Source organism: Picosynechococcus sp. PCC 73109 (genome assembly GCF_001521855.1).
Lineage (GTDB): Bacteria > Cyanobacteriota > Cyanobacteriia > Cyanobacteriales > MRBY01 > MRBY01.
Genome location: NZ_CP013998.1, coordinates 2,922,133 through 2,942,380, shown reverse-complemented (window position 1 = coordinate 2,942,380; position 20,248 = coordinate 2,922,133). Strand labels below are relative to the sequence as shown.

General features: G+C 49.8%; 18 protein-coding genes. 8 read left to right on the top strand and 10 right to left on the bottom strand.

What is annotated here, in order from left to right; genetic code table 11:
- Positions 1-234: 234 nt before the first annotated feature.
- The 4 genes from AWQ23_RS13995 to AWQ23_RS13980 form a co-directional block, all read right to left on the bottom strand.
- The gene (locus AWQ23_RS13995) at positions 235-1,434 is read right to left on the bottom strand and encodes an argininosuccinate synthase (RefSeq protein ID WP_030007671.1); all 1,200 of its coding nucleotides are present in this window, start codon (positions 1,432-1,434) and stop codon (positions 235-237) included.
- Between the two features lie 181 nt (positions 1,435-1,615).
- On the bottom strand, positions 1,616-2,002 hold the full coding sequence (locus AWQ23_RS13990) for an endonuclease domain-containing protein (protein WP_062436303.1): 387 nt from the start codon (positions 2,000-2,002) through the stop codon (positions 1,616-1,618).
- Between the two features lie 148 nt (positions 2,003-2,150).
- A complete protein-coding gene (locus AWQ23_RS13985; RefSeq protein ID WP_157072240.1) occupies positions 2,151-2,429 on the bottom strand; it encodes a hypothetical protein in 279 nt (92 codons plus the stop codon).
- 115 nt (positions 2,430-2,544) lie between these two features.
- The gene (locus AWQ23_RS13980; protein WP_062436300.1) at positions 2,545-3,444 is read right to left on the bottom strand and encodes a hypothetical protein; all 900 of its coding nucleotides are present in this window, start codon (positions 3,442-3,444) and stop codon (positions 2,545-2,547) included.
- A gap of 352 nt (positions 3,445-3,796) precedes the next feature.
- Between AWQ23_RS13980 and AWQ23_RS13975 the strand changes: the two genes are divergently transcribed.
- Entirely contained in the window at positions 3,797-4,495 is a 699-nt protein-coding gene (locus AWQ23_RS13975) for a type IV pilin-like G/H family protein (RefSeq protein WP_062436298.1), read from the top strand.
- A gap of 308 nt (positions 4,496-4,803) precedes the next feature.
- On the opposite strand, the gene AWQ23_RS13970 is transcribed toward AWQ23_RS13975, so the two are convergent.
- Complete coding sequence (locus AWQ23_RS13970; protein ID WP_062436296.1) at positions 4,804-5,166, bottom strand: DUF5615 family PIN-like protein; 363 nt, start codon at positions 5,164-5,166, stop codon at positions 4,804-4,806.
- The gene (locus tag AWQ23_RS13965) at positions 5,163-5,393 is read right to left on the bottom strand and encodes a DUF433 domain-containing protein (RefSeq protein ID WP_062436294.1); all 231 of its coding nucleotides are present in this window, start codon (positions 5,391-5,393) and stop codon (positions 5,163-5,165) included. Before AWQ23_RS13965 ends, AWQ23_RS13970 begins: the two co-directional genes overlap by 4 nt.
- A gap of 115 nt (positions 5,394-5,508) precedes the next feature.
- Here AWQ23_RS13965 and AWQ23_RS13960 point away from each other — a divergent pair, with 115 nt between their 5' ends.
- A complete protein-coding gene (locus AWQ23_RS13960; RefSeq protein WP_062436292.1) occupies positions 5,509-5,799 on the top strand; it encodes a hypothetical protein in 291 nt (96 codons plus the stop codon).
- Between the two features lie 167 nt (positions 5,800-5,966).
- Here the strand turns inward: AWQ23_RS13960 and AWQ23_RS13955 are convergent, their stop codons facing one another.
- Entirely contained in the window at positions 5,967-7,256 is a 1,290-nt protein-coding gene (locus AWQ23_RS13955) for a proton extrusion protein PcxA (protein WP_062436290.1), read from the bottom strand.
- A 207-nt stretch (positions 7,257-7,463) separates the two neighbouring features.
- Here AWQ23_RS13955 and AWQ23_RS13950 point away from each other — a divergent pair, with 207 nt between their 5' ends.
- The 3 genes from AWQ23_RS13950 (at position 7,464) to AWQ23_RS13940 (ending at position 13,200) form a co-directional block, all read left to right on the top strand.
- Positions 7,464-9,578 (top strand): hypothetical protein, encoded by a 2,115-nt coding sequence (locus AWQ23_RS13950; RefSeq protein WP_232308917.1) that lies wholly within the window; start codon positions 7,464-7,466, stop codon positions 9,576-9,578.
- A gap of 295 nt (positions 9,579-9,873) precedes the next feature.
- A complete protein-coding gene (gene ilvB, locus AWQ23_RS13945; protein ID WP_062436288.1) occupies positions 9,874-11,649 on the top strand; it encodes a biosynthetic-type acetolactate synthase large subunit in 1,776 nt (591 codons plus the stop codon).
- A 117-nt stretch (positions 11,650-11,766) separates the two neighbouring features.
- Positions 11,767-13,200 (top strand): FAD-binding domain-containing protein, encoded by a 1,434-nt coding sequence (locus AWQ23_RS13940; RefSeq protein ID WP_062436286.1) that lies wholly within the window; start codon positions 11,767-11,769, stop codon positions 13,198-13,200.
- On the opposite strand, the gene AWQ23_RS13935 is transcribed toward AWQ23_RS13940, so the two are convergent.
- Positions 13,197-13,979: a photosystem II S4 domain protein gene (locus tag AWQ23_RS13935; RefSeq protein WP_062436728.1), complete on the bottom strand. Its 783-nt coding sequence runs from the start codon at positions 13,977-13,979 to the stop codon at positions 13,197-13,199. The two genes, AWQ23_RS13940 and AWQ23_RS13935, sit on opposite strands and share 4 nt — an antisense overlap.
- A gap of 179 nt (positions 13,980-14,158) precedes the next feature.
- Between AWQ23_RS13935 and ftsY the strand changes: the two genes are divergently transcribed.
- The gene (ftsY, locus tag AWQ23_RS13930) at positions 14,159-15,766 is read left to right on the top strand and encodes a signal recognition particle-docking protein FtsY (RefSeq protein WP_232308916.1); all 1,608 of its coding nucleotides are present in this window, start codon (positions 14,159-14,161) and stop codon (positions 15,764-15,766) included.
- A gap of 124 nt (positions 15,767-15,890) precedes the next feature.
- Here ftsY and AWQ23_RS13925 read toward each other — a convergent pair whose 3' ends face one another.
- Entirely contained in the window at positions 15,891-16,226 is a 336-nt protein-coding gene (locus tag AWQ23_RS13925) for a hypothetical protein (protein WP_062436285.1), read from the bottom strand.
- A gap of 40 nt (positions 16,227-16,266) precedes the next feature.
- On the opposite strand from AWQ23_RS13925, the gene AWQ23_RS13920 reads away from it, so the two are divergent.
- Positions 16,267-17,184, top strand: a complete 918-nt coding sequence (locus tag AWQ23_RS13920) for a histone deacetylase (RefSeq protein WP_062436283.1) — start codon at positions 16,267-16,269, stop codon at positions 17,182-17,184.
- On the opposite strand, the gene AWQ23_RS13915 is transcribed toward AWQ23_RS13920, so the two are convergent.
- Positions 17,178-18,317, bottom strand: coding sequence for an anhydro-N-acetylmuramic acid kinase (locus tag AWQ23_RS13915; RefSeq protein WP_062436724.1), 1,140 nt, complete (start codon positions 18,315-18,317; stop codon positions 17,178-17,180). The two genes, AWQ23_RS13920 and AWQ23_RS13915, sit on opposite strands and share 7 nt — an antisense overlap.
- A gap of 141 nt (positions 18,318-18,458) precedes the next feature.
- On the opposite strand from AWQ23_RS13915, the gene AWQ23_RS13910 reads away from it, so the two are divergent.
- Positions 18,459-20,210 carry an ABC transporter ATP-binding protein gene (locus AWQ23_RS13910; RefSeq protein WP_062436281.1) on the top strand — a complete coding sequence of 584 codons (1,752 nt, stop codon included), beginning with the start codon at positions 18,459-18,461 and terminating at the stop codon, positions 20,208-20,210.
- The last annotated feature ends 38 nt before the right edge of the window (positions 20,211-20,248 follow it).

Sequence of the window (20,248 nt, the reverse complement as noted above, 5' to 3'; positions counted from 1 at the left end):
TAGGCTGGAGGGTGATATCCCTGTAGGGGAATTTCAGTAGGCTACTGGCTAACCCACCCGTTCGGCTGAGTGTTCGACTGAGCTCACGCCGAAGTCTCACGTCCAAGCCTAGCCCCTCCCAGGAGGGGATAATTGTCTGATGTTTCGGAAAAACTCCCCCCTAAATCCTCCCTAGAGGGAGGTGCCGCAGGCGGAGGGTGCCACTCCCCTTGAGGGGAGCTAGAGGGGTGTTCGTTACTTATTCGCCTGAGCCCAAACGCGGGTCGGCAGACCCCAAATATAAATAAAGCCCTCCGCTGACTCATGATTAAACTTGTCATCGGCCCCGTAGGTTGCCAGATCCGGCGTGTAAATTGATTTCTCAGAACGACGACCGACGATCCGCGCTGTTCCTTTGTGGAGTTTGAGGCGCACCACACCCGTTACCCGTTCCTGAGTTTGCTCAATAAACGCATCCACCGCTTGCTTCAGGGGCGAGAACCACAGACCCCGATAAATCAACTCGGAATAAGTCTGCTCCATGCCGCGTTTGTATTGGGTCACATCCGCAGTCAATGTTAAACTCTCCAGATCGCGGTGGGCATCCACCAGGACACACATCGCCGGAGATTCATAGATTTCGCGGGATTTAATCCCCACAACGCGGTTTTCGATCATGTCGATCCGGCCAATGCCATGGTTTCCAACGATCTCATTTAACTTAGAAATCAGAGCCACCGGGCCAAGGGCTTCGCCATTCACCGTCACCGGGACGCCTTTTTCAAAACCAATCTCTAAATATTCCGGTTCATCGGGGGTGTCAGAAATAGCTTTCACCATTTCAAAAACCTCTTCAGGGGGTTCGCACATCGGGTCTTCGAGGGGGCCAGCCTCAATACTGCGACCGAGCAGGTTTTTATCAATACTAAACGGCGAAGATTTTTTCACGGGGAAGGTCAACCCATATTGTTCACCATAGGTAATCGCTTCTTCCCGGCTCATGCCCCATTCCCGCGCTGGTGCGAGCACTTTGATTTCTGGGTTTTGCGCCAAAATCCCCAGGTCGAAACGTACTTGGTCATTCCCTTTCGCGGTACAACCGTGGGCAACGGCATCAGCCCCATATTTTTCGGCGGCCCGGACGAGCATTTTCGCAATGAGGGGACGCGCTAAAGCGGTGGCGAGGGGATAGCGATTTTCGTAGAGGGCATTGGCTTTAATCGCTGGGAAAGCGTAATCGGTAATAAATTCTTCGCGGCCATCTTCAACGAGGGAAACCACAGCCCCAGAATTTAAGGCTTTTTGTTTAATTGGGCCTAGCTCCTCGCCTTGTCCTAAATCTGCGGCAAGGGTAATTACTTCCTTGACACCCCATTCGTGCATGAGATAGGGAATACAAACGGATGTATCGACACCGCCGGAATAGGCGAGGACAACTTTTTCTGCGCGACCCATAGTTTAAATACCGTATATAGATGAATCAAGGCAGATTATAGCTTGACATTGCTCTGGAAAAAGCTTGAAAAAACCTGACTTTTGCTGCTATCACAAAATGCTGACAACCTTCTCCCTAAAGAGACACCCCTCTAGCTCCCCTCAAGGGGAGAGAACACCCTCCGGTCTTCGACCACCTCCCTCAAGGGAGGATCTTTGGGGGGTGGGTGAGGAGCCAGGTTTTGATGGTTTCGGCGATCGCCTCTGGGTGATTTTGGGCATCGTATTCGCTGAAACGGAGAAAAGAAACGCCTAGAGCTTCGAGTTTGGTTTGGCGATAAGCGTCTCGTTCTTGGGCAGCGAGGCTGTCGTGGCTACTGCCGTCGATTTCGATAGCGAGCATCCAGTCTTTGCAATAAAAGTCAACGATAAATTGGTCGATGGGGCGTTGGCGCAGAAAGCTGACACCGAGGATTTGTTTTTTGCGGAGGTGTTGCCAGAGGATTACTTCGCCTTTGGTCATAGTTTTGCGGAGTTGGCGGGCGCGTCCGACGAGATGTTTGTTGTAGGGCAGAATTTTACGGCGCATGGGAAAGATGGTTTTTCTTGTAATCTTACGTTCTACTTTTTTTTGGGACAGCCCTCTAGGGATACCACCCTCCGGTCTTCGACCACCTCCCTCAAGGGAGGATTTTTAGAACTTTCCGGAACACCGGCCAACTGTTCCCCTCTTGAGCTTATCTTGTAGGGTTTTGAAGGGGAGAAACCTTAGACTGTTCAAAACCCTGTTTAATGAAATAAAAACGTTCTAGGGCTTGCCCTACGACTTTAGTTCCAGGCAAAGGTTGTCGTTTTGACGGTGCAAAACCCACTAGTTTCCCTAACGCCACCATTACATCTTTCGCTGTCCCGACTTTTCGCCTTGTTACTCTCTCCAGCAATGCCACTTCTTCTTCTGGTAGTACCTCTGTCGCTACTTGCTCTGGGTTTTCCCTTACTTGATAGGTGATGGCCATTATCTGCCACGCTATCACAGAGTAGAAACTTAAAGCATTAGTCAGGGTATGCACATCGTCAAACTGTAATTTCTCTACCCTTAACCCTCCTGATTTCAACGTGAAATGAAATTGCTCAATGCGCCAACGGCATGGCATAAAACTCCACTACTCTTTCCACCTCCTCCCGATTGCCCACAGCTAGACTCGTCAGTAATAACCAAGATGTGCCTGCGGCCTCTTGCTCCACTCTCTCCTGAGTTTTGACATCCACACAGTCGATTTCCTCTGCTATCACGACCGATAACCCTTGAGTTTTATGCCTTGCTGGACTCAAGTCCGCCCGGGGATATACATTCACCTCCCCTGCTTTTAGCCTTACTCTCACTGCTACTTCTCGATTCTTGCGTCGTACCTGTACTGTTTTTTCCCCATATTCCGGCAGATATTGACTCAACTCTGGCAACGATGTCACCCTACCATCCCTGACCAATTCCAGCTTTCTCGGTTCATGCACCCTGACTAATAGTTCTATTTTGTCGCCTCGTTCCGCTTTGAAAAAGTCAAATATATCTGCCTCTCTGTCTTCCACTAGCACTATCTTGTGTTCTACCTCGGTGGTTTCCTCTCTCAAGGCCTCTAATCCTTTAAACCATTTTTCACTTTCTTTTTCCCCCTCTGCCAAGTCCATACTGCCTCCTTTTCTTGTCCAATATTCCTGATAGAACACCCCTAACGGCATCCCTTGTTGATTGAGCAGCATGAGGTTGTGTTGTAATAAACCCTTGATTTTTCCTTGGATTTTGCCAATGCCTGACAGTTGTTGATGTCCCGTATAGTTGTAATAGGTCGTATCTTGGACAGCGATGATGTACTCACCCTCACTCTTGACTGCCCGTTTGATTGTCTCCTGTTGATGACCTGATAGCATGACCTTTGGCGTGAGTTGGTTTCGAGCGAATATCCCTGCAATTGTTTGCCGAAAGCCATTTCCCAAGGCTTGGGAGAATGATAAGCCTGCTTGATTGGTAATCAACTGGCAAGCCCGATGGAGGCTTTTTTTATCTGGGGTCTGAGTTGGGTCAAGGTAAGGTTAAATTCCATTTTTGCTCTTATTATCTTTTTGTTGACGTCATTTTTCTCTTTTGGGCTTTGTGTTTTTAAACCCCTACAAGATAAGCTCTTGAGAGGGGTTAGGGGAGTGTTAACCAGTAACCTATTGAGAACACCTCTCTAACTCCCCTATGAGAGGAATCCACCCTCCGCCTACGGCACCTCCCTCAAGGGAGGATTTTGTGGGGGGGTGATAGGAAAAGAAAGTGGGTGGGTAATTTAGGGTTAACGGATAAATGATTCCGGCTGAGGCCGGGATAAGGAGATGCCCCCAAATGAAAAATTCCACTTTTAAGCTTCTGCAACAACTCAACAAGAAGAAAGCTGACAAAGGTTTTACCTTGATCGAACTGCTCGTTGTTATCATCATCATCGGTATTTTGTCTGCCATCGCTCTACCTTCTTTCTTAAACCAGGCAAACAAAGCGCGTCAATCTGAAGCAAAACAAAATCTTGGTGCTGTCAATCGTGGTCAACAATCTTATTATCTAGAAAGACAACTTTTCTCGGATAATATTAATGGTCTTGGGCTTGGTGTAAGTATTGAAACAGAAAATTATTCTTACGGTGATACAAACGCAGCAGCGGCACTTACTGGTGGCGCTTTTACCGATAGTTTTGATCCTGCGACAAATTCTGGTGTGACATACGGCGAAGCTGCAGACACCCGAAATGGTTTCCCTGGCTGGGACAAGTTTTCTGCAACCTTCGGTGTTTCCAATAATCAAGATGCTGTACGCGATTATGTTGGTATTACTTATGTCATTCCAGCAACAGATACAGAAGAGGCCACGACAGTAGCGATTCTCTGTGAAGAAGAAACTTTACTAGATGGAGGTACCGCGCAAACTATTGGTATTGATGCTGCTGCAATTAACGGTATTGACAATTCCAATGATCCCGTTAGTTGTCGGGGAACAGGCGCAGCTAATGAGGTTATTGTTGGAAATAACGCTCAGAACGTTGGTCAGTAATTCTTTTCCCGTTTCGGTTTTCATCTAAGAATTATTTGTTTTACGCGGTTTCTATAGCCGCGTTTTTTATTGTTTTTTTGTCAGCTTATTTACGTAATAAAGGAAACAAAGGATTTAAAAATACTTTGAAAGTACTTTCAAAGTATCAGAAATATTAAACACACCATAAAAAATTTATGTTTTAAACTCACTGGTTTAGCTTCGCCACAGTCCGCGGAAAAACCCCATGCCGCACTAGCTTTTCAAAAACCCCATAACAATCCCGCTTATCGCCCACCTTCCTCGGAAAATATTGTCTGACAAACCATCTAAAGAGGTAAAATCCTGACCTTTGTTCGCTTCAAATCTAGCGTGATCAACGCTCCCGATTTCAATTCCGACGAAAATCTCCGCAAACTTTCCATAACGATTTGTCCAATCGATACAGGCAGCAAATCTTGAGTGCGTACCTGAAATACACTCGGTGAATTTGCTTGGGACGCCGCCAAAATTGCCCCAAAATCTAAATCATTCGTAAAAATAACCGCTTGATTTTCCTTTGCCCATTGAAAAATTACTGTATCAGGTGCATTCGGCTTACCGATTGTTGACCAGTGGCTCACCTCGAACCCATATTTTTGCAGATATGGCACCCAAAGCGGACTGAGGTTCATGTCAATAATAATTCTCATGCCGTCGCTACGTTGACCTCATATTCCTCAGATCGCCAGGCCGCAAAGGCTAGTGCCGCAAGAATATCTTCCCTCTCCAGATATGGATAAGCCTCTAAGATAGCTTCTATCGAATAACCTGCCGCCATCAGACCAATAACCGTTCCTACCGTTACCCTTAAACCACGAATACAAGGCTTACCGCCCATCACTTGAGGGTTTAGGGTAATGCGCTCTGAATTTTGCATAGTCGTTACTATCGTGCTCGATGATTATCTTGATTCTATCTGCTTGACCCAAGTTGATTATTCTCCTCTACTACTGAGATAAAATTGGGCTAACTGAGAAAAGAAAAACTTAAGGATGCAGATTAAAGGGATTAAACGGGGTCAGCAAATTGAGTTACTAGAATCATTAGATGTGCCAGACGGGACACTGGTTGATTTAGAAGTTGTCCCCGAGCGATCATCGCCTACACTTTGGTGGCAAGCTTTAAGTGAAATGCGAAGAGAGATTGAGGCAACGGGGGAAGGATTAGTTGATGATTCATTTTTAAAGACGCGAGATGAGTTATTTGCGGGCGAAACCGTAGAGTCCCTAGGGGAGCATATCTTGACGTTTGAAGCGGAACGCGCGCAGGAAATGTCTGCATGATGGCACCTCTCTAGCTCCCATCCAGGGACACCCCTCTAGCTCCCCTATGAGGGGAGAAGGCACCCTCCGCCTGCGGCACCTCCCTCAAGACAAACACCCCTCTAGCTCCCCTCCAGGGGAGAATAACACCCTCCAGCCTAGCGGGCACCTCCCTCTAGGGAGGATTTTTATTCGTTCATGTTGCGGTACGTGGCGACGGCAGAAGGCGAAATGCGATTCAGATAACGGAAAATCCAATACTTTAAGACTGTATCCAGAATTACAGGGAAGGTTGCAATAAAAAGAAAATTAAAATCTCGGCTCTCCGCAATACCAAAATGTTTCGCCACATTTTCGAGGATAATTTCCCAGCCATGGGGAGAGTGATAGCCCACAAAAATATCCGTAAACAAAATAATTAAAAATGCCTTTGCTGAGTCGCTAAGGCCATAGACAATCTCATCTAAAAAGCCCTTTAACATCGCAATTTCGCGCTTACTGATTAACAAAATCCCCACAAAAGCAAAGAAGCTAAAAATATCTGAAAAAATGTTTTCGTAGGCGTTGTAACTTTCGGCGCGATAATCCTGGGCAATTTCCGTCGCTTTTTCTTGGATTTTTTCGGTGATTTCTGCTTCTGTGAGAGCTGGCGCTAACCCTACCAACTGCCGCATTTCTAAAGTTGCTCGGTAATGCTCTAACTCTTCAAAAGCTTCATTTTCTAGATCAGAATTTACAAACAATGCCGGGCTTGCCTCTGTGAAAAAATGCTCTTCCACGAAAGGCGTAATCGCAATTTTCGCCAACTGATGCACCAACAAGGGTACTATGACGAGGGTGAGAAGAAACCGAATCGAAACAGCGGTTTTGTTGCGCGATCGCCGAAATTTTGTGACGACTTCTGCTTCTGCTTCGTTGGACTTGGGATCGATCTCCCGCTGGATTCGGGAGAATGTCCGCATGATGGAGCGGGGCACGAGACCAGTTTTGTCCGATACCGTTTCCACCTTGGGTTTGTTGTCGGGGCGATCGCCATTGGTTTGGGGAGCCTCTGGGCCATTCAGGGGAACAAGGGCGACGGATTGTTTCGACAGACCACGGCCATAGCGTCCGGTGATTTCGTCAATAAAGCGTAGTTTCTCGATAATCAGGGTCGGCTTGTCGGCAGCATCAGGGTAGTAGATATTGCTCGCTTTTTTTTGGATTGTTTCCTCGGAGACGGGCACGACAGTATTAAAGGAGCGAAATTCCCGCAGGCGCACCTCGATAATTTTGAGTTGTTTGCGCACTTCCCCTTGGAAATAGCGAATCACACTGTCGCTGTAGTCAGCATTGCGGCCAGAAACGGGTTTGCCACCAAAGTGTTCGAGTTCAATGGCCTGGATATTGAGGGCGGCACGGTAGGCTTGCTCCAGGGCACGGTCTGGGGTGTCGTAAAACCAGCGGCGGGCTTTTTTGATGAAAGTGCTTAGATTCATTTGGTTCAGATTTGCTTGTATGGCCTGGGCAGACACCCACAAACTATTTTTTGGGATTCCTTAATAAGGGCCACCTCTCTAACTTTCCTGAAGGGGCCACCCCTCTAACTCCCCTCAAGGGGAGAAAGTCTTTTGCCTGACGGCCACCTCCCTCTAGGGAGGATTTTGGGGAGGTTTTGTGTTAGTTGGTTATTGTAATCGAAGTAGATGGGATTGTTTGGTGGTCTGATGGGGGCAATTTGGTTACGGGGTCAGTCGCGCTCTGGGAAAACGACGGCATTGGTGGCGCGGCTAAAAGCTTGGGTGGCAGGGCAGGATCCCCAGGCGGTATTGGTGCCGGGATTATTGGTCTTGGCGGCAAATAATCAAAATCAGCGGCTGCTGGCGGACTTGATTCACCAAGAAATTCGCGGCAGCTATCCTTTTGTGAGTAAAACCCCAGTGGCGTTCATGGCCGATGAGGTGGAGCTATTTTTCCCATTAATCTGCGAACAGTTGGCGATCGCCCCTCCATTTCCCCTGCGGTTGCGGCCAGAGATGGAACAAAAGTTGGCGCGGGAACTGTGGGCCGACACCCTAGCTACCTGGGAGTTACTGCCCAATGAGCGGTTTCAGAATCGCTTGGTGCGACGGCTATTGGATATTTTGCTGCTGGCGGGTGCGGCGGGCATTGCCCTAGAAGAGATTCCTCAACGGCTGATAGCTGGACAGTTATCCTTACTGACGGGAACGGTGGCCATTGGTGCAGAGACAAACCGAGAGGAATTTACAGAAACGGCAGGAAAACTGATCCAACAGTGGCGGGATTGGTGCTTAGGACGAGGTTTTCTCACCTATGGCATTATTTACAATCTTTACGGGCAATATTTACTCGAAAATGAACAATATCAAGCTTCCCTAGGGCAACGGTTTGGGGCAATTTTCGCCGATGATGGCCAAGATTATCCGGCGATCGCCAAGGATTTAGCGGACATTTTATTGAATCAAGGTTGCACCGGAGTCTTTACAGAAAATCCCGCCGGGAGAATTCGCCTCGGTTTAAGCGGTGATCCTGATTATTGGGGCCAATTGGCGCAACGATGCGAGGTGATTCACTTAGAACGACCATCGGGCCTGGGGGCGACCCTCACAGCGCAAATTCGAAAGACTGTGACCCAACCCCAGTTTGGGGGACAACTACCCGCCACCATCCAATCCATTCAAACGGTTGCCCGCGCCCAACTGCTGACACGGGTCAGTGAGCAGATTCAATTTTTAGTGAAAGATCAGGGAGTTGCGCCAGCGGACATTGCGATTATTGCGCCTGGTCTCGATGAGGTGGCCCGTTATACCTTGATAGAGAGCCTCGCCGCCGAAATTCCTCTAGAACCCCTGCGGGAACAGCGGCCCATTGCGAGTTCTCCCTGGGGGCGATCGCTGCTGACTTTGTTGGCGTTAATTTATCCGGGCAGTGGACGGCTAATCCAGAGCCAAGCTGTGGCGGAAATGCTCATGATGCTATCTCAGACCGCCAGCGAAAAGCCATTAATCGATCCCGTGCGGGCTGGTTTGTTGGTGGACTATTGTTTCCAGCCCGACCCGGAGCGGCCCCAACTGCTCCCAGCAACGACGATGCCCAGGGGCGATCGCCTCGGTTATCAAACCACCCAAGCCTACGAAGCTATCCGCCAGTGGATCGAGCAAACCCAAGCAACCCATCAAATTACGCCCCAGGGCATTTTGCAGACCCTAAACCAGGCAATCCAAACCTTTTATCTCCAAAAACTCGCCCCCAGCTATGGCCAACTGGCAACCCTGCGGGAACTCAGCGAGACCGCCCAACACTTTTGGCAATGTGGCGATCGCCTGGATCGTCCAGACACAACGGCAGCCCAGCTTGCTGACCTGCTGCAACTAATCCAAGCAGAAACCATTACCGCCAATCCGCTCCCCCAGTACAACTTTAACCACCAACCCCCCAATTCCATTACCCTCGCAACCATCTTTCAATATCGCTCCGCCCGTCGTCACCACTCCTATCAGTTTTGGCTAGATGCGGGATCACGTCTCTGGGAAAAAGGCGGTGCCGCAACCCTGTTTGGCTATGGCGTTTTTCAACGCAGTTGGCAAGGGGAGCCTTGGTCCCTGGCGCTCGAACAACAAGGCGATCGCCAACGGCTCCAAGATATTATCCAAGACCTCCTTGCCCGCACTGATACCCAAATTTATCTGTGCCACAGTGATTTTGGCACCAATGGCAGTGAACAGCTTGGCCCCCTCTATCCCCTCATCCAAGCCACCCAAGAATGCCTCCAATCCTCCCTTGAGGGAGGTGGCCGCTAGGCCAGTGGGTGGTATCCCTTGAAGAGAGCTAGAGGGGTGTCATTCATGATTGTTCGCTGACATCCATGTAACAAACCCTTTACAGGGGATTGCTTCTCAAAAATAAGCTGATCTAAGTTAAAAGCAGCCTATGATACAGTATCTCGACAGTCTGCATGAATTCTTTTAAAATGTAGGCTTCAATACAACAAAACGCCAAAATAATCTATCCCCCTATCGGAAAAAATTATAGGGAAGCAGAGATCTTATTTCTGGTGTATTCTTCGTCCTTTAAGTTATTCCTTAGGTAACTCCCGTGGTTTCAACAACTTCCCCCGCAGCAACTGAGACTGCTGTCCGTTCAGAGGTTCGTTCCGGTGCATACATTTTGATCGATAGCCTCAAGCGCCATGGTGTCGAATATATTTTTGGCTATCCCGGTGGTGCGATCCTGCCCATCTACGATGCCCTACACCCAGTGGAAGAACGGGGAGAAATTAAGCACATCCTTGTGCGCCACGAACAGGGAGCTTCCCATGCTGCCGATGGCTATGCCCGCGCGACTGGCAAAGTGGGGGTTTGTTTTGGTACCTCTGGCCCTGGAGCAACCAACCTCGTCACAGGGATTGCCACAGCCCATATGGACTCAATCCCCATGGTAGTGATTACAGGCCAAGTCACCCGCGCGGCGATCGGTACAGATGCCTTCCAGGAGACAGATATTTTTGGCATTACCCTACCCGTAGTGAAACATTCCTATGTGGTGCGGGATCCGAAGGATATGGCCCGGATCGTTGCCGAAGCCTTTTACATTGCAAGCACGGGTCGGCCCGGCCCTGTATTAGTGGATGTCCCCAAGGATGTCGGCCTGGAACTGTGTGAATATATTCCCGTTGAACCCGGTGATGTGGATATCCCTGGTTACAAACCTCGCACCGAAGGAGATACCTCCAAAATTGGGGAAGCGGTACGTCTAATTTCTGAATCCCGCAAGCCATTGCTTTACGTCGGGGGCGGTGCCATTACCTCTGGTGCCCATGCAGAAATTAAAGAATTAGCCGAACAGTTCCAAATTCCGGTGACCACAACCCTAATGGGCTTGGGCGCTTTTGATGAACATAATCCCCTTTCCGTGGGGATGTTAGGGATGCATGGTTCGGCCTATGCTAATTTCGCCGTGAGTGAATGCGATCTGCTGATTGCGGTGGGTGCCCGTTTCGATGACCGAGTGACGGGGAAATTAGATGAGTTTGCCTCGGAAGCGAAGGTGATTCACATTGATATTGACCCCGCTGAGGTGGGTAAAAATCGTTTGCCGGAAGTCGCCATTGTTGGTGATGTGCGCCATGTGTTGATTGAAATGTTGCAACAGCTAGGCGGCAAGGGTTTACCCCTCGGTAATAAGCCCACGGAAGAATGGCTCAATAAAATTCAAGGTTGGAAAGAAAAACATCCTTTGGTCGCGCCTCGCTTTGCGGATTCGATCTCGCCCCAGTCGGTGATTGTGGAGTTAGACCGCCAGGCTCCCCATGCCTACTACACGACGGATGTGGGTCAGCACCAGATGTGGGCGGCTCAGTTCCTGAAGAATGGCCCCCGCCGCTGGATTTCTAGTGCGGGCTTGGGCACTATGGGCTTTGGTCTCCCGGCGGCTCTAGGGGCAAAGGTGGCGATCGCCGACGAAGAGGTGATTTGTATTAGTGGGGATGCAAGCTTTCAGATGTGTTTGCAAGAGTTGGCAACCCTGGCCCAGTACCAAATTAAAGTAAAGACAGTCATCCTCAACAACGGCTGGCAGGGGATGGTGCGCCAGTGGCAGCAAAACTTCTACGGTCAGCGTTATTCTTCCTCCAACATGGAGGCAGGGATGCCGAACTTTGAGCTACTCGCCCAAGCCTTTGGGGTGAAGGGGATGGTGGTGGATCATCCGGATGATCTGTCGGGGGCGATCGCCGAAATGTTGGCCCACAATGGCCCTGTGTTGTTGGACGTGCGGGTGAAAAAGGACGAAAACTGTTATCCGATGGTCATCCCCGGCAAGAGCAACGCCCACATGATGGGTTTACAAGAGTCCTCTGGAAAGGCTGAATAATTTTTTCCCAGTGAAATGATAATAAAGAGATAAATGCCAAGAGCAGGGCTTTGCCTTGCTCCTTTTTTGTGGCTCGATTAGGATATAAGCCGCAGCGAATGGGGCAATTTTTTAAGGATGGCTGAACTGGTTTTACATTGGCATCGGCGAGATTTGCGGCTACAGGATAATGTCGCCTTGGCAGAAGCACGGCAACAGTCGGCCAAGGTGGTCGGCATTTTCTGCCTCGATCCGGCCATTTTAGAAAAAGAAGATGTGGCTCCGGCGCGGGTGAAGTATCTGTTAGCGTGCCTGGCAGAATTGGCAGAAAATTACCAAAAAGCGGGCAGTCAACTGCTGATTTTCCAGGGGAATCCCTTAGAGGTCTTGCCCAAAGTTGCAGAATCTCTCAAAGTCCATACGGTCTACTGGAATCTAGACGTGGAACCCTATGCCCAACAGCGGGATCACCAGATGGCGATCGCCTTGCGTGAGGTGGGAGCCAAGGTAGAAACCTTTTGGGATCAGCTCCTCCATGCCCCAGGGAAAGTCTTCACCCAGTCTAAAAAGCCCTATAGCGTGTATTCGCCGTTCTGGAAAAATTGGTCACAAAAGCCCAAAGCCGCCCCCGTTACTGCCCTCAAAGATTGCCAAGGACTGAGTGATGCAGAACAGAAATCAGCGAAAGACCTAGGGGCGATCGCTTTACCGAGTTTGGCTGATCTGGGTTTTAGTTGGGATAAACCATTTACTGTACCCGTGGGGGAAGCTGTCAGCCTGGAGCAATTAGATAGATTTACCGAGAATTTTATTGAAAAATACGATGGCGATCGCAACTTTCCGGCCACCGATGGCACCTCCCGCCTTAGTGCCGCGTTGAAATTTGGGGCGATCGGCATTCGGACGGTTTGGCAAGCCACAGAAACCGCCCTGGAGAATTGCCGCAGCGAAGAAGCTACAGTGGGCGTGAAAACCTGGCAGCAGGAATTAGCCTGGCGAGAATTTTATCAACACTGTCTCTTTTTCTTTCCGGAACTTGCCCAGGGGCCATACCGGGAAGAGTTTAAAGACTTTCCCTGGGAAAATGACGAGCAGAAATTTCAAGCTTGGTGCGCAGGTGAAACGGGCTATCCGATTATTGATGCAGCGATGCGTCAACTCAACGAAACGGGCTGGATGCACAACCGCTGTCGGATGATTGTTGCTAGTTTTCTCACCAAGGATTTGATTATCGATTGGCGTTGGGGCGAAAAATATTTCATGCAAACCCTCGTTGATGGGGATCTTGCGGCGAATAATGGCGGTTGGCAGTGGAGTGCTTCCAGCGGCATGGATCCTAAACCCCTGCGAATTTTTAACCCCTACACCCAAGCTCAAAAATTTGACCCCGAAGCAGACTACATTCGCCACTGGTTGCCAGAGCTCAGCAGTTTGGATACCCAGGTTTTACTCACCGGCCAAATTCCCCGTTTACTCTGTCAGCAGCATGATTACCCAGAGCCGATTGTGGAACACCGGGTACGCCAGCGGGAATTTAAGCGGCTCTACAAATTAGTCAAAGACAAAGCCTAAACAAAACGGGTGAGATTAACGCGATAACGTTCTTTTTTGGTCATGTTGATCTCGCCAACTTCGACGCGGCCTTTGCCCCTAAGGGAAATCAGATCGCCTGCTTTGACGTTGTAGCTGCTTTGGGTAATGGTTTTCCAATTGACCCGCACATTTCCGCTGGCGATCGCCTCGGCCATTTTTGCCCGGGACATCCCTAAACCAGCCGAACCAATGGCATCCAAACGGAGGGACGCTTCGACGGTGGTGAGTTCTTTCTTTTTCGGGGGGCGTACTTTTAATTCTTCGAGGGGAATCGGCCGCGTTTTCACTGGTACGGAACGCACCTGCACTAGGGATGTTTCTAAAAAGGGCACGAGTTCCGGAATGACCAAAGCCTGGGCACCGCGATCGCCTAACACAAGAATGTCACCGACTTTGTCCCGCACGAGCCCGGTACCGAGGAGCGAACCCAGGAAATCCCGGTGGGTCGCCGTATCAAACAAAAAATTACCGGCAATGTCCAAGGCGGCAATTTCTACATGGCTGGCATCGAGGGGAATTTCTTCGCGGGCGATCGCCAACCGTTGCCGTTCTGCTTGGGGGTAACCGCCTCCATGGACAACCTGGACTTCCGTGAGCTTGCCAAAAATTTCTAAGGCTTCGTAGAGTACTGGCGGCGAGAGAAAATCCGTCTGGACAATTTCCCAAGTGCGAATCGCCTGATCCGCTTGGTCGAGCAGCCGACTGAGTTCTGCACGGTTTTCAACGCCCTTGAGCAAATCATCCTTCGGTAAATTCATAGGCTGGGAAAAGGCGATCGCCAAATAACAAAATAGAATTTCTAGTGGGAAAACACCATCGCCCGATCATACCAAACCACCCCGTCGCCAATGCCTAAACGGTCGGGAAACCCTCCGTTTACAAACCCCAATCAAGCCATAATAATGAAAACAGTTCATTTACTCTCCTAGGAATTTCTGTGGCTATCTTTGATTGGTTTCGGCGCAAGACAACTGACAAATCCCAAGACACCTCTGAACCAACCGTTACAGAAAAACAGGTGCCAGAATCCCCCCCGGAGGAAGTTGCTGCCCCCGAACCTGAGACGACATCAACCCCAGAAATTGACTACCTAAACTGGGCGAAATCCGCTTACAAAAATATCCAAGAAAAAAAGGGTATTGAAACAACTGAGACCCATCAACCTGAAGCCACAGAACCCCAGGAATCAGAACTAGAATCAACGCCTGCTGAAACTGAACCAGAAACACCAGCCCCCGAACCAACGGCAGAAGCTCCAGAAACCATTGAAGAAATCGCTCCTCAACCGGAAGCCCCAGCAGAAGCAGTTTCCCCAGAATCAGACAGTGAACCAACCGAGATCAAAGCAACTGAAACCGTTGCGCCCGTTGCCCCAGAGCCAGCACCAGAAGTTACTGCTGCCGAAGTAGAGAGTGCCCCAGATAGCGAGACAGTAGCGGAACCAAAACCGGAAACTACCCCAGCAACGCCCGCTTGGATGCAAAAGTCCGACGGCCTCGAAAAGCTCAAAGAAACGGCGATCGATACGGAAGGACTAGAGTTTGACGAAAATTTCCTCTGGTCTGCCAAGGTACTTGCTGATCAAGGCCGTGATGCCAGTGATATTTCCCTCGAAGAAATTGAATGGCTCAAAAAGCTCCGGGATGGTCTCGGTAAAACCCGCCGTAGCTTGGTCAATCAACTCAAGGCTGTGGTGGGTCAAGGGCCGCTCAATGACGAAGCAGTCTTAGAAATTGAATCGCTCCTACTCCAGGCTGATGTGGGCATTGAGGCCACCGATTACATTATCGAAACCCTCCAGGAACGACTCCGCCAGGAAGCACTCCCCCCTGAAGCGGCGATCGCCTATCTCAAAGAAATCCTCCGGGACATCCTCGATAAACCCCTGGCGAAATTACCCAGCACCGAATTTGCTCCCGAAGCCGACAAGCTCAATGTCTGGATGCTCACTGGCGTCAACGGTGCCGGGAAAACCACCACCATCGGTAAACTGGCCCACCTTGCCAACCAATCGGGTTATCGCTGTGTCATTGCTGCTGCTGATACCTTCCGGGCCGCTGCCGTCGAACAGGTAAAAGTCTGGGGCGAAAGAACTGACACTCCTGTAATCGCCAACCCCGGCAAAAATACTGATCCCGCAGCGGTAGTTTTTGATGGTATTACCGCCGCCCAAGCACGGCAGGCACAAATTTTGCTGGTGGATACGGCTGGCCGCTTACAAAATAAGAAAAACTTGATGGATGAACTGGCGAAAATCCGGCGGATTGTCGATAAAAAAGCTCCCGATGCCCAGGTGGAATCCCTCTTAGTCCTAGATGCAACCCTCGGCCAAAATGGTCTACGGCAAGCCCAAGTTTTCTCGGAAGCTGCAAAACTCAGTGGCGTTGTCCTGACAAAATTAGATGGTACGGCCCGGGGCGGTGTTGCTCTAGCGGTGAGCCAACAACTTGGTTTACCAATTCGCTTTATCGGCGCTGGGGAAGGAATTGAAGATCTCCGACCCTTCTCTAGTTATGAATTTGTTGAAGCGCTGCTGGATGGCTAGACTCCAGTAAAATCAAAAATCTTGAGAGGCGGCTATTTGCATTAAGCAACCGCCTTTTTTTGTGGCTTGTAGAATCCTTAGCTTTTGTCACAAAGGATTTAGGCAGATGAAAAATCCCAGTATGCTAAAGGTTAATTCGGCCAGTGCGCAGCAGTTGGTAACCGGAGGTCATGGAGGCAAGAGAAATAAAGAGTTGCCAGAGACTGACAGGGGTGAGAATCGCGCGTCCCCCTGCAAAAATCAAAAGAATTGAGGCCCCAATTAAAATCCAACCCAAGACACGGTTATCTTTTGGGAGGATGAAGAGGGAAACGACGCCACCAGCCAGGGTCATGACGGCTAGATCAGCCGCGACTCCCCGCCAGCCATAACCACCAGTTGTAAAAAAGATATTTTTACCCAGAAAATAAATGCCCAAAAGAATCAAGCCAAGGCCGATTAATTTACCGAGAAATTTCATTGTTTTTTGTTCCTAGCAATGCTTTAGTGTAGCGAATACCATGATTCATCTGATTTATTCTGATCAATTTCTTGACCATGACACGGGGCGCTCCCACCCAGAAAGTCCGCGACGGTTAACGGCGATCGCCCAAGCCCTGAGAACAGTTTCCTGGGCGAACCAAATTCAATGGCACGAACCCACGGCGATCGCCTTTCGAGATCCTTTGCCCTGGGTGCGCCAATTGCATGACGACTACTATTTGAAAGAACTGCAAAAATTGGCAGAATCTGGCGGTGGCTATTGGGATCCAGATACTCCTGTTTCACCCCAAAGTTTTAATGTGGCGCTTTTGGCGGTGAACGCCTGTTTGGATGGGGTCGATTTAGCGCTTCAAACAAAAGAACCTGTCTTTGCCTTGGTGCGGCCCCCTGGCCATCACGCCACCCGCAGCACTGGGATGGGATTTTGTCTGCTGGGAAATGTGGCGATCGCCGCCCACTATGCTCTGAGTTTAGCGGGGGTTAAAAAAGTGGCGATCCTCGATTGGGATGTCCACCACGGCAACGGCACAGAATATTTAGTCGAGGAAAATCCCCAGATTGTCTATTGTTCTCTCCATCAGGATCCGGCTTATCCTGGCACTGGCCAGGCCCACCATCACGGTCGCCACCAAAATATTTTAAATATTCCCCTCAAACCAGGTGCAGATCAAAGGATCTATACCCAAAAATTCCAGGACGTGGTTTTACCTTACTTGCAAAAGTTTCAGCCGGATCTATTAATTGTCAGTGCGGGCTACGATGCCACCGCCAAAGATCCCTTAGCAGGAATGAATCTCCAACCCCAGGATTACAAAACTTTTAGCGAATTTTGCCAGCAGTTACCTTGTCCAATCCTGTTCGCCCTAGAAGGGGGCTATCATCTCCAAACCCTGGCGGAATCAGTGGTGGCCACTCTCGAACCCTTTGTTCAGTAAGGACAATGAATTTCTCCTAGCAGAACCGGACATTGCGCCCCCGTCACCTTCGGCAGATTTCCCGGAAATTCCTGAACGCGCCAGTAGGCTAAAACTGCAAAGGCGATCGCCTCTTTTGCATCATGGTTTAAGCCCAGGTCATCGGTGCTTCTGATGGGAATCTGATTTCCGAAGGCGGCCTGTAAGCGTTCTCTGAGATAACCATTGCGACATCCACCCCCACAGAGAAAAATTTCATCGGGCAGTTGCGGCAAAAAGAGCTCATAGTTTCGCTGCACCGTTAAGGCTGTAAATTCTGTCAAACTCGCCAACCAATCCGCTTCTGAGAGTTGGAGATCCTGGGCGTCACGCCAGCATTTTTCGAGAAAGTCCACGCCGAAATATTCCCGACCCGTGGACTTGGGCGGCAATTGCTCAATAAAAGGATCCCCTAGCCAGCGCTCTACCAAACCTAAATGGGGGGTCCCCTGGGATGCCCAAATGCCATCTTGATCGTAGGCTTGGGCACCGTTGGTTAACTTTTGAATCGCTAAATCCAACAGCACGTTACCGGGGCCAGTATCCCAACCGATCACGTAATTTTCCCAATTGGTCTGATTTTTTGGTGGTAGATAAGTGACATTGCCGATGCCCCCCAGGTTTTGAATACAGCGGTGTTTTGTTGGGTCAGCTAGAAGGTAAGCATCAACCTTCGGCACAAGCGGTGCGCCCTGTCCTCCGGCGGCAAGATCGGCCCGACGAAAATTACTGACGGTTTTAAGTTTGGTTTGTTGGGCGATCGCCTCACCACGCCCCAGTTGCCAACTCAAGCCCAAGTTGCCGTTGGGGGGATGGTGGAAAATAGTTTGTCCGTGGGAGCCAATTAACTCTGCTTTGCCGTAGCGTTCCTGGAGTTGCCTCGCCGCAGTGGCAAAACTGTGGGCAATTTCGTCATCGAGGGCGGCGAATTCAAAGGCACTGAATTTTTCTCCGGCACACACGGCGAGGATTTTTTCTCGGAGTGGGGGCGCGTAGGAATAGGTCGTAAAGCCGAGTAATTCAATCTCGATGGTGTCGGCTTCCCCCTGAATCTCTACCAGGGCCGCATCAATGCCATCTACCGAAGTGCCACTCATTAAACCAATTACCCGCATAGATTCTTTCCCCCAAAAGGCGATCGCCACTTTTATTATTACCCAACCTTTGAGATGCAGAAATTCTCCATTTCCATGAAGCGTTGGAATCGATCCGTCACAATAGAAGAATTGTCCATGTTTTAGAATCACACACCTGCTATGGCTGCTTCCTCTCGCTTGCGCCGACTTCTGGCCTACCTCAAACCCTATCAACGGGACATTTGGCTGGGGATTGGCGCCCTTATTCTCGTTAATGGCCTGGGCGTTTATCTGCCGATTATCCTCAGTAATACAGTAGATTCGCTCCAAACAGATGTCGGTCTAGGCAATTTAACCCGTGCTGTTTTGTTAATGTTGCTCCTCGCCTCAGTCATGTGGGGCATCCGGATGCTCTCCCGCGTGGCGATTTTCGGTGTGGGTCGGCAAGTGGAGTTTGATCTAAAGCAAAAAATTTTCCAACATCTCCTCACCCTAGAGCCCGCATATTTTGCCAGTCAATCCTCCGGAGATTTAATCAACCGGGCCACCAGTGATGTGGATAATGTGCGCCGTCTCCTGGGTTTTTCCGTGCTTAGTCTAGCCAATACGGTGTTTGCCTACGCGATGACCTTACCAGTGATGTTGTCGCTCCATGGCAAGCTCAGTGTGATGGCGATCGCCGTTTATCCAGCCATGTTACTCACGGTACAACTGTTTAGTGGTCGCTTGCGGGACGAACAAAAAGAAGTCCAAGAGGAGCTTTCAGAGCTCAGTCAATTGATCCAAGAAGACATGAGTGGCATTTCTTTGATCAAAATCTATGCCCAGGAAGCCAACGAACGCCAAGCCTTTGACAAGCAAAATCAAAAGTTATTACAAGCCAATCTCGGCCTCGCCCGGATTCGGAATCTCCTCTTTCCAATTATTGAAGGAATTTCCTATATCAGCCTCTTAATCCTGTTGATCTTTGGGACGAGGGCCATTACCGCTGATGAACTGACGGTGGGGAATTTTATCGCCCTCATTTTATTGGTCGAACGATTGGTTGTACCCACAGCTTTATTGGGTTTCACGATTACCTCCTATCAACGGGGTGAGGTGAGTATTGATCGCATTGAAGCCATCCTCGACAATCAACCCCTCATCCAAGACCGCACCACTGCCCATCCTTTGGATCGTCACCAGGTCGAAGGCCAAATTGTTGCTAAGCATCTCTCTTTTACTTACCCCGGTGACAATCGTCCAGCCCTAGATGATCTCAACTTCACCATTAACCCCGGTGAAATTATTGCCATTGTGGGGTCTATTGGGGCAGGGAAATCGACCCTAGCCAATGCTTTGCCCCGTCTAATTGATATCGAACCCGGTCAATTATTCCTCGATGGGCAAGATCTCACTGATATTCGTCTCCAAGATTTACGCCAGGCGATCGCCTATGTTCCCCAAGAGAGTTTTCTCTTCAGCAGCCAAATCCGCGACAACATCGCCTATGGTTTACCCGGTAGTGACCAACCCGAAATTGAATCTTCCGCTCAACAGGCCCAAATTCACCACGAAATTCTGAACTTCCCAAGGCAATACAACACCCTTGTCGGTGAACGCGGCATCACCCTTTCCGGTGGACAACGCCAGCGTAGCTCCCTGGCCCGCGCGTTCATGATTGATGCCCCTGTCCTCATCCTCGACGATGCCCTATCTAGCGTCGATAACAAAACGGCCACCGAAATTCTCGACTACCTCTCCCACTCCCCCCAAAACAAAACCGTCATCTTCATCACCCACCAGCTCTCCGCCGCCGCCAAAGGCGATCGCATTTTCGTCATGGATCACGGCAAAATCGTCCAAACAGGCATCCACGAAGACCTAATCAATCAAGACGGACTCTACAAACAACTCTGGGAGCAAAACCAACTCGCTGAAATCCTCACCTAATCGAGAGGAATAGAACGTGGTTGTCAAATCCAGATTGA